Annotated in this window: 17 protein-coding genes; 5 read left to right on the plus strand and 12 right to left on the minus strand. The window is 69.0% G+C overall.

What is annotated here, in order from left to right:
• Positions 1 to 412 precede the first annotated feature (412 nt).
• Positions 413 to 1,180 carry a DinB family protein gene (locus tag VM306_RS03860; protein ID WP_325510914.1) on the minus strand — a complete coding sequence of 256 codons (768 nt, stop codon included), beginning with the start codon at positions 1,178 to 1,180 and terminating at the stop codon, positions 413 to 415.
• Between the two features lie 446 nt (positions 1,181 to 1,626).
• Entirely contained in the window at positions 1,627 to 2,067 is a 441-nt protein-coding gene (locus VM306_RS03865; RefSeq protein WP_325510915.1) for a hypothetical protein, read from the minus strand.
• A 6-nt stretch (positions 2,068 to 2,073) separates the two neighbouring features.
• Between VM306_RS03865 and VM306_RS03870 the strand changes: the two genes are divergently transcribed.
• From VM306_RS03870 to VM306_RS03875, 3 genes are all read left to right on the plus strand, one after another.
• Entirely contained in the window at positions 2,074 to 2,244 is a 171-nt protein-coding gene (locus tag VM306_RS03870; protein ID WP_325510917.1) for a hypothetical protein, read from the plus strand.
• Between the two features lie 173 nt (positions 2,245 to 2,417).
• Positions 2,418 to 2,741 carry a DUF7710 domain-containing protein gene (locus VM306_RS41505; RefSeq protein ID WP_422655549.1) on the plus strand — a complete coding sequence of 108 codons (324 nt, stop codon included), beginning with the start codon at positions 2,418 to 2,420 and terminating at the stop codon, positions 2,739 to 2,741.
• 151 nt (positions 2,742 to 2,892) lie between these two features.
• The gene (locus VM306_RS03875) at positions 2,893 to 3,564 is read left to right on the plus strand and encodes a Type 1 glutamine amidotransferase-like domain-containing protein (protein ID WP_325510918.1); all 672 of its coding nucleotides are present in this window, start codon (positions 2,893 to 2,895) and stop codon (positions 3,562 to 3,564) included.
• 2 nt (positions 3,565 to 3,566) lie between these two features.
• On the opposite strand, the gene VM306_RS03880 is transcribed toward VM306_RS03875, so the two are convergent.
• A complete protein-coding gene (locus tag VM306_RS03880; protein WP_325510920.1) occupies positions 3,567 to 4,607 on the minus strand; it encodes an aldo/keto reductase in 1,041 nt (346 codons plus the stop codon).
• Positions 4,608 to 4,676: 69 nt separating this feature from the next.
• Between VM306_RS03880 and VM306_RS03885 the strand changes: the two genes are divergently transcribed.
• The gene (locus VM306_RS03885; protein WP_325510922.1) at positions 4,677 to 5,213 is read left to right on the plus strand and encodes a TetR/AcrR family transcriptional regulator; all 537 of its coding nucleotides are present in this window, start codon (positions 4,677 to 4,679) and stop codon (positions 5,211 to 5,213) included.
• 231 nt (positions 5,214 to 5,444) lie between these two features.
• On the opposite strand, the gene VM306_RS03890 is transcribed toward VM306_RS03885, so the two are convergent.
• The 6 genes from VM306_RS03890 to VM306_RS03915 form a co-directional block, all read right to left on the minus strand.
• Positions 5,445 to 6,539, minus strand: a complete 1,095-nt coding sequence (locus VM306_RS03890) for an HAD-IIIC family phosphatase (protein WP_325510924.1) — start codon at positions 6,537 to 6,539, stop codon at positions 5,445 to 5,447.
• A 36-nt stretch (positions 6,540 to 6,575) separates the two neighbouring features.
• Positions 6,576 to 7,667: an acyl-CoA dehydrogenase family protein gene (locus VM306_RS03895; RefSeq protein WP_325510926.1), complete on the minus strand. Its 1,092-nt coding sequence runs from the start codon at positions 7,665 to 7,667 to the stop codon at positions 6,576 to 6,578.
• Entirely contained in the window at positions 7,660 to 7,938 is a 279-nt protein-coding gene (locus VM306_RS03900) for an acyl carrier protein (protein ID WP_325510928.1), read from the minus strand. Before VM306_RS03900 ends, VM306_RS03895 begins: the two co-directional genes overlap by 8 nt.
• A 33-nt stretch (positions 7,939 to 7,971) precedes the next feature.
• Complete coding sequence (locus VM306_RS03905; protein ID WP_325510930.1) at positions 7,972 to 8,640, minus strand: O-methyltransferase; 669 nt, start codon at positions 8,638 to 8,640, stop codon at positions 7,972 to 7,974.
• On the minus strand, positions 8,640 to 9,527 hold the full coding sequence (locus tag VM306_RS03910) for a 3-hydroxyacyl-CoA dehydrogenase family protein (protein ID WP_325510932.1): 888 nt from the start codon (positions 9,525 to 9,527) through the stop codon (positions 8,640 to 8,642). Before VM306_RS03910 ends, VM306_RS03905 begins: the two co-directional genes overlap by 1 nt.
• Positions 9,528 to 9,731: 204 nt before the next feature.
• Positions 9,732 to 10,451, minus strand: coding sequence for an SDR family NAD(P)-dependent oxidoreductase (locus VM306_RS03915; protein WP_325510934.1), 720 nt, complete (start codon positions 10,449 to 10,451; stop codon positions 9,732 to 9,734).
• 103 nt (positions 10,452 to 10,554) lie between these two features.
• Here VM306_RS03915 and VM306_RS03920 point away from each other — a divergent pair, with 103 nt between their 5' ends.
• Positions 10,555 to 11,193, plus strand: a complete 639-nt coding sequence (locus VM306_RS03920; protein ID WP_325510936.1) for a helix-turn-helix domain-containing protein — start codon at positions 10,555 to 10,557, stop codon at positions 11,191 to 11,193.
• Positions 11,194 to 11,203: 10 nt separating this feature from the next.
• Here the strand turns inward: VM306_RS03920 and VM306_RS03925 are convergent, their stop codons facing one another.
• Genes VM306_RS03925 through VM306_RS03935 form a run of 3 tightly spaced genes read right to left on the minus strand, consistent with a single transcriptional unit; the run spans position 11,204 to position 13,779 of the window.
• Positions 11,204 to 11,629, minus strand: coding sequence for a hypothetical protein (locus tag VM306_RS03925; RefSeq protein ID WP_325510938.1), 426 nt, complete (start codon positions 11,627 to 11,629; stop codon positions 11,204 to 11,206).
• Positions 11,630 to 11,651: 22 nt separating this feature from the next.
• Positions 11,652 to 12,857, minus strand: a complete 1,206-nt coding sequence (locus VM306_RS03930; protein ID WP_325510940.1) for a cytochrome P450 — start codon at positions 12,855 to 12,857, stop codon at positions 11,652 to 11,654.
• Positions 12,858 to 12,873: 16 nt separating this feature from the next.
• Positions 12,874 to 13,779, minus strand: a complete 906-nt coding sequence (locus VM306_RS03935) for an NAD(P)H-binding protein (protein ID WP_325510942.1) — start codon at positions 13,777 to 13,779, stop codon at positions 12,874 to 12,876.
• Positions 13,780 to 13,846: the final 67 nt, after the last annotated feature.

The raw sequence follows: 13,846 nt of genomic DNA on the forward strand, positions 1-13,846 counted from the left end.
CGACGTGACCGCAGACGGCAAAGCAGACTTCACCTTCCTCGCCAACGGCGGCACCGCATCGCCCGTCTACGTCGGCCCATCGACCGGCGCATTATTCGGCATCCCGCAACTGTGGTGGTCAGGCAACGGATACGGCTACAACGGCATCAAGCCAATGCTGCGGTAACCCGCAGAACAGCCGCCTCCTCGTGAACGTTCTCTGCCCCGGGACGGGAGGGCCAGCAGTGGACCACAGCCACGACTGACCTCCAGTCCACGACCGAAGAGCGACCACGTCAGACCGGCCAAGCGTCGTGAGCACTCCGCAGCTGGCAACCTAGTTCGCCGTATGACGAAAATTCCGCTATTGCCGATGAGCGTGCGGTCATTCGCGGCTACACCGCGTCGCAGCTTGGTCGGAGTCCAGGCGGTACTACTGCCGTTCAGGCACACCTGCCTCGAGTACCGCTAGGTCGCGCACCGCGTATCGGTGGTGCTCGGCTTCTTCCTTCAGTACAACTTTGAGGCAGCGGCGCACGACGTACTCCTGCTCGGGATACATGTCCGCTGGTTTGCGGCCGCACACTCGGTCGAGTTCGTCCGCGGTGAGCCCGTCGACGACACGCCGCATCGCGGCCATGCGGGCGAGCCGCGGCGCCAGCACTTCCTCGAGCGTCGGGGTGGCTTCGAGGGTGAGGCCGAGCTTCGCCGCCTCCTCCGGCGGCGTCCCCCCTGCGGGCAAGCCCAACGGATGGTAGGGCGCTTCCTCCTCGAGCACGGCGTTGCCGAACCAGGCATCGCAGGCGAACAGCAGATGCCGTTGCGTCTCGACGAACGACCACTCGCCGTCGACTTGCTCGTGCAGTGCGGCCTCGGGCAACTGCCTCGCCCGGTCGAGCGTCGCGTCCCACAGGGTCTCGATGGCGTCCCAAGCAGCCCGGTAGTCCTTGGGGGAAGCCGCCTCCCGCACCAGCACTCGGGCGGGGTGCCGGCGGTCGAGTTCTGCCTCGACGTAGGCGGTCACGTCGACGTCGTTGACGACGAGGCGCTCGAAGTAGCCACCGAGGTAGACGTCGCTGCCGTAGCAGTCGACGATCTTCAGACCCGTCACCTCGCAATCGCGGATCTCGAGACCATCGAGGTTGCACAGGTGGATACGAGCGCCGCGGAACTGGTCGCTCTGGACGTATTCGGAAACCATCGAGGCAGTCTCGCTCAGTCATCACACCCGCACCAGGTTCGGCAGTGGTCTGAAGCGGGCCCGCCACGGAAGGTGAAGTACGGCGTCGAGGTCGTGGCCACGGTGGCGTCGTAAGGTGCGGTGGCGCTCACGCCCGCACACCGGCCCGGCTTCATACGCCCGACGCCTGCAGACGCCGTCATCGTGAGCGAGCAAGCCTTCGTACAGATGACCGAAGTATCCCAGGTAGAGTTCCACCGCGCGATTGGACCGACCGGCCCACACCTGCAACGACGTTCCTTCGTCAGCGGGAACGTACTCTCCTGCCGCTGATCGTGTGCCAGCAGAGGCACTCTCATGCATGAGTGGGCGTCATGCGGTGAGCGCCGTGATCGTCACGACGGTTGTGGGCTGGCCTTCGGGTGCTGGCTTGAGAAGTTGTTGTGGGATGGCAGCAGGTTCGCTTCTCACCACTGCCAGCAGTAGAGGCCTGAGCCATCGGTGGAACCGGCCAGTCGGGCGACATTCTCGACCACTGAGAGCTGTTCTGCTGCAGTCAGCTCGTGCTCGTTCTGCTCCACGAGCCGCTCTCCCCAGTACGACGCCAGGTGGCGCAGCTCATTCGGCCCAGCCGCCGCGAGCGCGGTGACCAGCTTGCCAGAGACGACGAACACACCGACGCCGTCGTTGAGAAACTCCGCCACATACCGTGGCCACTTCCCGCTGTCGCGTCGTTCCGCGTCGCGAAGAATCTGGCCGTCGAAGAACGCCGTCCAGTCCACGACGGCGACGTCCGGGTCAAAACCTGTGCAGTTCACACAGGTGAGCGCACGGCCTGGATGTGATGAGCGCGTTTTCGCGGCGGTCTCGTCGTCCGGGGCGAGGAAGAAAGTGATATCAGCGGCCATCCCGGCATGGTGGCACGGGACACTACGTCGCCAACAAGCCTGCGGCTGCCGTACAACGGAGCCCCGCACCACCTCGCCAACCGACTCGTCGGCATCCTCTACGCCTGCCTCGCCAGCCGCACGACCCACAACCCACGACGAGACCACCGCCTGGCGCACCGCCTCGCCGCGGCATGACCCTCAATCTCAGGAATGTCCTCAGGCGCAGCTTCGGACCCGACGGGACATAGTTGCGCACCGTCGCCGAGAACGCGGCATTGATCCACTTAGACGCCGCCACGTGTCCTCTCCCGCCGATGGTCGGGCACTACGACGAGCACGCGCTACTGCCGACGAGCGAGTGAACCGCGATGCAGTTGCGGAACAGGGTGTTCGGGTATAACGAGGCAGTGAGTGCTGGTGGCGCGGGGGCGCGTCGTGACGGCATTGCGCGGCCGACGATCTGGATCTTCCACGGTGACCGCGCACGTTATGCCGCGGGCGCGTTCACGACCCGTGAAGCAGGACTCGCCTGGGCAGCTGAGCACTACGTCAGCGGAATCCTCACGGAGTACCCGATCGGCGGGGCATACGACGTGGCCGTCGCCGAAGGCCGATTCACCCCGACCCGGCCGCACCACGGCACACCGGATCATGTCGCCGGTTCTCGCCGTGCTTCGAGCACGTGCATCTGACGGACGGGCAGCCGCACGCGTAGACGCACGCTCATGCCGCAGGTCGCTCGCTCATGCCGACGAGCGGACACCATCGCACGGACCGCGATGATTCTCGGCTCGGTCCGTGGTCTACAGGTACGTCCATGTTCCACGCGATCTGGAGACACCTGTGAAACTCCTGCTCACCTCAGGCGGCGTCACCAACCCGAGCATCCACGAGGCGCTCGAGCAGCTCCTCGGCAAGCCGGTCTCCGAGTGCCACGCCCTCTGCATCCCGACGGCCCAGTGGGCGAGCCCGATGAGCAGTCCGGCATCGGTGCGGGGGTTCGTGGCCGCCGAGCCCCGGTCACGGCATTCCTCCGGCCTGGGCTGGGGGTCGCTCGGCGTCCTGGAGCTCACCGCGTTGCCCACCATCGGCGCGCAGCGGTGGGTTCCCTGGGTCCGCGAGGCGGACGTGCTCCTGGTCAACGGTGGCGATGCCACGTACCTGTGCCATTGGATGCGGGAGTCCGGGCTGGCCGATCTGCTGCCTTCGTTGCCCGACGTGGTCTGGGTGGGCGTGAGCGCCGGGAGCATGGTGATGACACCGCGGATCGGGGCCGACTTCGTCGAGTGGCCGTCGGCGCCGGACGACCGGACGCTCGGGGTCGTCGACTTCTCGATCTTTCCGCACCTGGACGTCTTCCCCACCAACACCATGGCCGACGCGGAGCGGTGGGCCGCCGGCATCGGCGTTCCGGCTTACGCCGTCGACGACCAGACGGCCATCAAGGTCGTCGACGGGTCCGTCGAGGTGGTCTCCGAAGGGCGATGGAGGAAGTTCGAGGCGGCGTGCTCGTGAGGTCAGGGGACGGGTACGGGCGGGAGGTCCAGGAGGCTTCGCTCGCCGTCGATGCCGTGCGCCCATGCTGCTGCCACGTCGTCGTGAGGTGTGCCCAGCCTGATTTCGCTGACCTCGTCCAGCAGGCGGTGGTGCTCGGGGCCGAGGTCGGCGGTGAGGGCGTCCAGGTATCCCTGCAGGTGTGCCGGGGTGCGGGGGCCGACGATGGGGATCATCGTGGTTCCGACCCTCTCGGCGCGCCGGCGCAACCAGGCCAGCGCCACCTGGACCGGGCCCGTTCCCGTCTCTTCCGCGACGGCGAGGACTGCGTCCAGCACTGCGGAGCGTTGCTCGTCGGTCTCGGTTCCCCTGGCGCTGAGCCGCCCCTGCTCGCCGCGCCGGTACTTGCCGGTCAGCAGGCCTCCTGCCAGCGGGGAGTACAGGACGATGCCCAGGCCGTGGGCGTCGGCCATCGGGATGAGCTCCCGTTCCGCGGAGCGCTCGGCCAGGCTGTACTCGGTCTGGATGCCCACGAGCGGTGAGCGGCCTTCCAGTTCCGACCTGACGGCGGCGCCCGCGGTCCGCCAGGCCGGGAAGTTCGAGAGTCCGCCGTAACGGATCTTGCCCGCGCGGATCAGGTCCTCGAAGCCCGCCAGGATCTCCGCCACCGGCGTCACGCCGTCGGGGAAGTGGGGCATCAGGACGTCGACGTGGTCGGTCCCCAAGCGGCGCAGGCTGTCCTCCAGCGAGCGGATCATGGTCTTGCGGCTGTTGCCGGTGGTGCCCGGCCGCACGTCGGCCTGCCTGGTGCCGCTGTACTTGGTGATCACCACGAAGTCGTCGCGGTCGCGGCCCAGGAGGTCGCCGAGCACCGTCTCGGCCTCGCCGTTCTGGTAGATGTTCGACACGTCGAAGGTGGTGCCGCCGGCCGCGACGAACGCCTCGAAGATCGCCTTGGAACCCTCCACGCCCGCGGCGGCCGGCCCGGAGCCGAAGTTGGCCGTGCCCAGCACGTACTCCGACACCCGCAGCCCGCTCCTCCGCCCGAAGGTCTGGTAGCGCACGTAGGTCTCCTCAGGACTCGGCAGTGGGGTACGGTCGTGACGCTACTACAAAACGAATGGTCGTTCTTTATGCCGAAGGTCACCCAGGCCCACCTCGACGCGCGCCGTCAGCAGATCATCGACGCGGCCCGCGCGCGCTTCGCCAGTCACGGGTTCGCGCGGACCTCGATGCCCGACCTCGTCGAGGCGTCGGGACTCTCCACCGGGGCGATCTACCGGTACTTCAAGAGCAAGGACCAGATCGTCGCCGCCATCTGCGAGCAGACGAGCCACACGCTCCCCGCCGAGCTCACCGCCGCCTCGGTCCACGGCTTCCTCGAGCACATCCGCACGGCGGAGCGGGAGCACGGCCACGCCCGGCTGGTCGCCCAGATCTACGCCGAGGCCGCCGTCTCCCCCGGCCTCGCCGCCGTCGTCCAGCGCCAGCTCGACGACCTGCGCACCGCGGTCGCCGCGCTCCTGCCCGGCCGCGCACCGGCGGAGGCGGAGCGGATCGCCGAGGCGTTCGTGGCTCTGTGCCACGGATACGCGCAACAGCTCGCCGTGCGGGGCGACCTCGATCCGGCCCCCTTCACCGTGGCACTCACGGCGATCATCGAGCCCTGACGATCCTCGCTGGTCGAGGCGCATGCAGCAGTTCGGACAACTCCTGACCGCGGAACAGCACTTCGCACCGGTGGGTGTGGTGGTGACAGCTGGGGCCGGTCGGCGTCATGCTGCCGCTCACCTTCAGCAGCTCGATCCCCGTCGACGTCCAGCGCGCGGCGGTGCGCGGACTGGGAGACGCCGGATACCGTGCTCACCGACGGGGACTGACCCAGGGGTCTGAACCAGGGGTCAGACCCACTCCGCCAGCTCGGGGCCGGCCGAAGCCAGGTCCGACGTCAGCACCCGCAGCACGTCGGGAGCCTCCTGCCTGACCGGCACCAGGTGCAGGCGTTCGATCCCGTCCGCGGACGGGATCGCTGCCGTGCAGGCGCAGTCGGACGTGCCGAAGCCCGCGAAACGGTAGGCGATCTCCATCATGCGGTTGCGGTCGGTGCGCTTGAAGTCCGCGACGAGGTGCACGCCGGCTCGGGCGGCCTGGTCGGTCAGCCAGCGCAGAAGCGTCGCGCCGACGCCGAACGCCACCACGCGGCACGAGGTGGCCAGCAGTTTCAGGTGCCATGAAGTGGCCAGCTTCTCCAGCAGCATCACGCCCACGGCGCCGTGGGGGCCGAACCTGTCGGTCAGGCTGATCACGAGCACCTCGTGCGCCCGGTCGTCCACATAGGACCGCAGTGTTTCCTCGGAGTAGTGGACTCCGGTGGCGTTCATCTGGTTCGTGCGGAGGGTCAGCTCCTCCACGCGGCTGATCTCCTCCTCGCGCGCACGGGCGATGCGCAGTTCCATGGACAGCGAGCGGAGGAACTCCTCGTCGCTGCCCTCGTGCGCGTCCCGTTCCGCTGTGCGGCGGAAGCCCGCCTGGTACATCTCCCTGCGGCGCTTGGCGTCGACGGTGACGAGTGCGGGGCTGAACTCCGGGAGGCTGGTCAGCTCCAGTGCCTGCGACGCCTCGTAGACGCGGACGTCGGGCAGGTGGTGGGCCACCTCCGCTCGTTCCACCGGCATGTCGTCGATGAACGCGATCGTGTTCATGCCGATGTTGAGGTCGGCGACGATCTGCCTCACCGACTCGGACTTGCGGCCCCAGCCGATCCTCGGGACCACGAAGTACTCGGCCACCTGCAGCTTCTCCAGCTGTTCCCAGGCGTGGTCGTGGTCGTTGCGGCTGGCGACCGACTGCAGGACGCCGCGCGCGTCCAGCTCGATGATCACGTCGCGGATCTCGTCGGCGAGGCGGACCTCGCCGTCCTCCAGCAGGGTGCCCTGCCACAGGGTGTTGTCGAGATCCCAGACCAGGCACTTCACCAGTGGTTTGTCGTCGGTCACGACTGTGGCTCCCCTTGTCGCGGGTCTGCGGTGTGTCTAGGCCATCAGCGCGCGCTCGGCGAGCATGAGCTGGCTGATCTCGCTGCTGCCCTCGATGATCTCCATCAGTTTCGCGTCGCGGAACGCGCGGGCGACCACGCCGCCGTCCTGGGCGCCCGCGGAAGCGAGGACCTGCACCGCTGTCGCCGCGCCGCGGGCCGCTTCGGTGGAGGCGACGTACTTGGCCAGCACCGCCGCCGATCCCATCTCCGGCGACCGGTCGTCCCAGGCCCGGCTGGCGTCCTCGCACATCTTCGTGGCGGTCCGCTCGGCCACGTACAGCTCGGCCAGGTGCCTCGCCACCAGCTGGTGCTGGGACAAGGGACTGCCGAACTGCGAGCGCGTCCGCGCGTGCCGCGTGGCTTCGCCCAGGCACGCCCTCAGCATGCCGACGCTGCCCCACGCGACCGACAACCGACCGTAGGTCAGCGCCGTGGTCACCAGCAGTGCCAACGGGAATCCTCGTTCCGACAGCACGGAGGAAATCGGCAGGCGCACGTCGTCCAGGTCCACAGTGGAGTGACCGGCGGCACGGCACCCCAGCGGATTCGGCACGCGTTCGATCCGCACCCCCGGCGCGGTCACGGGAACGACGGCCACCGCGGTGTCGTCGTCGAAACGTCCGAACACCAGCACGACGTCCGCGTAGGCCGCCGCGGTGATCCACGTCTTGCGGCCGGTGATCACGACGGTGTCGCCATCGCGCCGGATCTGTGTGCTCATCGCGGCCAGGTCGCTGCCCGCACCGGGCTCGCTGAACGCCACCGCGGCCAGCGAGCCGCCGGTGAACATGCCGAGGTACTCGGAGTGCTGGTCACGGGTCCCGAACCGCTGGACGGTCCACGCGGCCATCCCCTGCGACGTCATCAGGCTGCGCAACGAGCTGCACAACGCGCCGGTGTGCGCGGTCAGCTCGCCGTTGTCCGCACCGGACAGCGCGAGCCCGCCGTGACGGGCCGGGACCTCGGCGCACAGCACGCCTTTCGCGCCCAGGCCCCGCACGACCTCGGGCGGGATCCAGCCGGCCAGGTCCCACCCGGCGGCGCTGTCGCCGACCGCCTCGGTGACCAGGGCCGCGGCGTCAGACACCGCTGTTCTCGCTCAGCCGCAGCACCAGGCCGGTCATCTTGTTCACGGTGCGGAAGTTGTCCACCGCCAGGTCCTCGCCGAGCACCATCACGTCGAAGGTCTTCTCCACGTAGACGACGAGCTCCATGGCGAACATGGACGACACCACACCGGAGGCGAACAGGTCGACGTCCGGCTCCCACGCCTGCTTGGTGCGCGACAGCAGGAACTCCTGCAGGTTCTCGCTGATCGCCTCTGCGGTCGGGGTGGTCGCTGAAAGGGAGTCGGTCATGATCTCCGCACACCTCTGGTCTCGTCGGAACGGTTACGCGGTCTTCTTGTGCGCCAAGGTGATGCCGTCCGCCATGGTCAGCAGGGCGAGGTGCACCCGGTCGTCGTCGCGCAGGCGCGCGTTGAGCCGGCGGATGGCCTCGGTGTCCGGGTCCCGCGCGTCCGGGTCGACCACGCGGCCGAAGTACAGGGTGTTGTCGACGACCACCAGGCCGCCCGGTCGCAGCAGGGTCAGCGCGTTCTCGTAGTAGCGCTCGTAGCCGGCCTTGTCCGCGTCCACGAACACGAGGTCGACCGTGCCCGCCAGGCCGTCGTCCAGGAGTCCCGCCATGGTCTCGGCGGCGTCGCCGAGGCGGAAGTCGATCCGGTCGGCCACGCCCGCGCGCTTCCAGTACCCCGCCGCGACGGTCGGCCACTTGCGGTCGACGTCGCAGGTGATGATCCGGCCGCCCGCGGGCAGCGCCCTGGCCATGCACAACGTGCTGTAGCCGGTGAACGTGCCGATCTCCAGCACCGAGCTCGCGCCGATCAACCGGACGAGCAGCGCCAGGAACTGCGCCTCCTCCGGCATGGTCACCATCGCGTGGTAGGCGGGCATGCGCTCGGTCTCCCCGCGCAGCCCGGCCAGGATCTCGTCGTCGCGCAACGACACTTCCCGCACGTACGCCAGCAGTTCGGGCGTGGCGTCGACCTGCGCGGCCATCAGCGCAGCCCCGCGGGCAGCACGCCACCGGCATCGGTGTAGGAGTAGAAGCCGCGACCGGTCTTGCGGCCGAGGTCGCCGTCGGACACCTTGCGCAGCAACAGGTCGCACGGTTTGCAGCCCTCGTCGCCGGTGCGTTCGTGCAGCACCCGCAGCGAGTCCACGAGGTTGTCGATGCCGATCAGGTCGGCGGTGCGCAGCGGTCCGGTCGGGTGCCCGAGGCAGCCCTCCATCAGCGCGTCGACCGCCTCCGCGGTGGCCCTGCCCTCCTGCACGAGCGCGGCGGCGTCGTTGATCATGCGGTGCAGCACGCGGCTCGTCACGAACCCCGGCCCGTCGCCGACCACGACCTCCTTGCGCCCCAACGCCTCCAGCAACGACGACAGCGCGGCCATCGCGTGCTCGCCCGTCCGCGAGCCGCGGATCACCTCGACCGTCTCGATCAGGTAGGGCGGGTTCATGAAGTGCACGCCCAGCAGGTCCTCCGGCCGGGGCGCGGACGCGGCGAGCTCGTCCACCGGGATGGACGAGGTGTTGGTGATCAGCAACGTGCCGGGTGCCACCACCGCGGCCACGTCGATCAGCGCCTTGACCTTCAGCTCGGCGACCTCGGTGATCGCCTCGATCACGACGGTCGCGCCGGCGGCGTCGGCGATCGAGGAGCTGGTGCGCAGCTCACCCGGCCGGCGGTCGCGCGGCAACGCGCCGGTGAGCAGGCCCAGCCGCATCTCCTGGCGCACCTGCTCCGCCGCGGGCCCCAGCGCTTCGGGGTCCACGTCGACCAACGTCACCGGCAGGCCGCGGCCCAGCGCGAGCGCGGTGATGCCCTTGCCCATCACGCCCGCGCCGAGCACGGCCAGACGGTGCCCGGCACTGTCCTGCGTCACCACGACCTCCGAAAGCGCGCGAAGAGGAATTCCCCGGAAATCATTCTTCCCGGTGATCACCACGCTACTGAGGGCACATTTTCAGCTCAACCCCTGTCCGGAACCCCTAAGCACGGCGGCGGCTCGTTCCGGAACGCAAAAAATCCGGAGTGTGGCCACACCCCGGATTTCTCACTACCGCTCATCGGGTGATGAGCGACGACCTCACTGACCCATGCTGCCGACGAGCGCCTCTGCCTTCTCGCGCTTGGAGTACAGCTCCCAGTAGTTCTCCGCGAACTCCTCCGCGGAGTACGCCTCGATCTCGAAGCCGATGTTCGGCCGGGAGGTGATCATGTTGTAGGGGACGCTGCCCTTGATCAGCGCGCCGATGTTCACCGCTCCGACGTACACGCCCTTGTCGGCGAGCAGGCCGTTCAGGTTGTAGAAGTAGTTGCGCAGCGCCGCCTGGCCCATGCCCGCGTTGCCGAGCATCGGCGTCGGGTACACGCCCGACTGGCCGCCGGTGAAGATGATCGCGCCGTCGCCGCGCTCGACCATGGCCGGCAGCGCGGCGTTGACCAGCGCGACACCGGTGAGCACGAACTCGTCGAAGATCGCCTGCAGGCTCTCCGGCGTGATGTCGAGCGCGGGCACGATGCCCTCGCCCATGCTGCCGCCGCCCGGGCTGAAGATCACGGCGTCGATCTGGCCGTACGCCTTGGTGATCGCCTCGACGGCACCGGGGATCTGGGTGCGGTCGGACACGTCTGCGGAGAAGCCGGCCGACTCGATCCCGTCGGTCGCGAGCTCGGCGACGAGCTTGTCCTGGTTCTCCTTGGTCCGCGAGACCAGCGCGACGCGGAAGCCCTCACGCCCGAAGCGGCGTGCGACGGCCAACCCCAAGACAGGGCCGGCGCCGAAGATGGCAAGAGTCTTGGGCATCTGACAAAGCTCCTTAGTTCGGTTCAGACAAGTTGAGGATGGCCTCAACTAGGGCGAGTCTACACAGAAGTTGAGGCAGACCTCAACATGCTAGGATTCGGACATGGTCAGCCGCACCAAGCCCCTGCGCCGGGACGCACAGCGCAACCGGGATCTGCTGGTCGAGGCCGCCCGGAAGCTGTTCGCCGCACACGGCCTGGACGTCGCGCTCGAGGAGATCGCGCGCACCGCCGGGGTGAGCATCGGCACGCTCTACAACCACTTCCCCAACCGCGCGGACCTGGTGGAGGCGGTGTTCAGCGACCGCGCGGAGACGGTCACGAAGATCGCGGAGCACTCGCTCGCCATGCCCGACGCGTGGGACGGCCTGGTGCACTTCCTGGAACGGATCTGCGAGCTGCAGGCCAACGACCGCGGCTACAACGACCTGGTCTCGCGGCGGGTCCCGCAGGCCACGCCGACCGAGGGCCACCTGCACGGGTTCCAGCTGATGAGCCGCATCCTGGACCGGGCGATCGAGGCGGGGGTGCTGCGGGCCGACTTCACGATGGCCGACCTGGCGTTCCTGACCTGGGCCACCGCCCGCACGGTCGAGGCGACCGGGGCGGTGCGGCCGGACCTGTGGCGCCGGCACCTCGGGCTGATGCTCGACGGCATGCGCGCCGGAGCGGCCCACCCCCTCGCCGTGCCGCCCATCAACCCGGAGGAGCTGAACCGGGCGATGATGGGCGACTGCGGCTGAGCGGGAAAAGCTAGACGATCTGGGTCTTGCTCTCGATCGGGAACTCGTTCGCCGGCGTGCAGCTGATCGGGTAGTCCGACGTGGTCACCCAGATGTCGCCGGGCCGGAACGTGTACGCGCCCGGCTGCTCCGCGACGAACTCCGCGTGGCCACCGGTGAGCAGCACGTTCTTGCCGGTGAACACGAAGTTCGCGTTGACCAGGCCGTCGGCCTTCAGCTCGTGCGAGACCGGCCCGTCCACCCGCACGAACACGTGTCCGTGCACGTCGCCGACGTTGCGGTCCTTGATCGTCGGGTGCAGCGTGCGCAGGGTGACCTCGATGTTCACGACCTCGCCGACCTTCACCTCGTCGGGCGTGGTGATGGTGATCTCGATGTCGCTCTCCTGCGGGTCGGGGATGCGCTCCGACGACGCCAGGTAGGTGAAACGTCCCATGGTTGTCCTCTTCCTCCAGTGCTCACCATTCGACCGGCAGCGCGAACGCTCCGCGCAGCCGTCGCTCGTCCTTCCACGGCACGTCCTGCGCCGGGACCGCGAGCCGGATCTTGGGGAACCTGCTGGTCAGTGCACCGATCGCGGCGCGCATCTCGACCTTGGCCAGCTGGGCGCCGACGCAGTGGTGCGCGCCGTGGCCGAAGCCGAAGTGGGGGTTGTGGGTACGGCCCAGGTCGAGCTGGTCGGCCTGCGGGAACACCTTGTCGTCGCGGTTGGCCGAGTTGAGCTCGATGAACACCGCGTCGCCCTCGCGGATCCGCACACCGCCGAGCTCGAGGTCGGCCATGGCGATCCGCGGCACGTTGCCCGCCTCGCTGAGCAGCGGGCAGTAGCGCGACAGCTCCTCGATGGCGGTGTCCAGGATGTCGGGCTCGGTCAGCAGCCGGTGCAGCTGGTCAGGGTGGGTGAACAGCGTGTAGGCGAAGTTGCCGATCTGGTTGGCGGTCGTCTCGTACCCGCCGATCAGCAGCGTCACGCCGAAGAGGACCAGCTCCTCCTCGCTGAGCTTGTCGCCCTCGTCGCGGGCGGCGACCAGCATGCCGAGCATGTCGTCGGACGGCGTGCGGCGGCGTTCCTCGACCAGGTTCGCGATGTACGCCATGACGTCGGCGAACGCCTGCTCGCTCTCCTGCGGGCTGACCGAGGTGATGGCGACCATCGCGTCGGACCACTCGTGGAACTTGTCCCTGTCCTCCAGCGGGACGCCGAGCAGCTCGCAGATCACCGTCATCGGCAACGGGTAGGCGAGCGACTCCAGCAGGTCCGCCGGGGAGCCCTTCTCCTCCATGCGGTCGAGCAGCTCGGTGACGACCTGCTCCACGCGCGGCCGCAGCAGCTCGGTCTGCCGGGCGGTGAACGCCTTGTTGACCAGCTTGCGCAACCGGGTGTGGTGCGGCGGGTCCAGGTCGATGATCGTCGGAGGGCCGGTGCGCACCTCCGGGTTGGGCCGCGGGCACTCCTTGCCGAACGCCTCGAACCGGCTGAACCTCGGGTCGGTGAAGACGGTCTTGATGTCCTCGTGGCTGGTCACCAGCCAGGCGTCGCCGCCGTACGGCAGCCGCACGCGCGAGACCGGTTCGGTCGCCCGCAGGTGCGCGAACGTGGGATCCAGGTGGAGCCCGGAGGCCGCGCTGAACGGGTAGTCCCTGGGTTCCTGCGCAGTCGTCATGTCTGTCCCCTCTTGCTCAGAACTCGGTGCGGCCCAGCAACTGGTCGCGGTGCGCGGTGAGGAAGCCGGCCAGCGAGGTGGCCGGGCGGCCGGTGAGCCGGGGCACGGTGTGCGTCACGACGTCGAACCAGCCGGCCTCGGCGCAGGTCCAGAACTCGAACCCGGCCCGCAGCGCCTGCTCGGGGACGGAGGAGGTCAAGGCCTCCGGCAGCCGGGCGAGGTAGGTGTCCCAGTCGTCCTGGCTCTCACCCGGCTCGTACCTGACGGGGCGTCCGGTCGCCTCGGCCAGCGCGTCCGCCACGTCGCCGTGGTCGAGCGCGGCCGGTCCCGAGACGTCGACGTACTGGCCCTCGTGACCGCCCTCTGCGAGCAGGGCGGCACCGACCTCGGCGGAGTCCTCCCAGGTCACGTAGCCGACGTGGCCGGAGCCGTTCGCGGTGGCGAGCGTGCCGGTGGCCACCGCCTCCGCCAGGGGCAACGTCATCAGCAGCACGTCCGGTTCGACGTTGAGGCGGACCACGGTGAACGGCACGCCCGACTCGGCCAGCACCCGCTCGGTCGCGCCGTGCTCCGGCATCAGCGACAGCGGGTGGCCGGGCTCGCCCGCGCGCACCATCGACTGGTAGAGCACGTGTCCCGCGCCGGCTTTCACCGCCGCGTCGAAGGCGTTGCGGTGCAGTTCCGCGCGCCTGCCCAGGCTGCGCGCGCCCGTGGCGGACACGAGGACGCGGTCGGCGCCGTCGAAGGCCGCGGTCAGCGAGCCGGGGTCGGTGAAGTCGGCCTGCCGGACCACGACGCCGAGGTCCGCGATGCGCTCAGGGGTCCGGGTGACGGCCACGATGCTGCTCGCGTCGACGCGTTCGCGGAGGCGTTCGACGGCCAGCCGCCCGAACCGCCCGGAGGCCCCGGTGACGACGTGCATTTGTTCCTCTCACCGGCCGCGAAATGAATCCGGCACATTTCCGGGAATTGTTCGGCTGAGGCTAACC

The sequence above is a fragment of the Lentzea sp. genome (assembly GCF_035525475.1).
GTDB lineage: Bacteria > Actinomycetota > Actinomycetes > Mycobacteriales > Pseudonocardiaceae > Lentzea.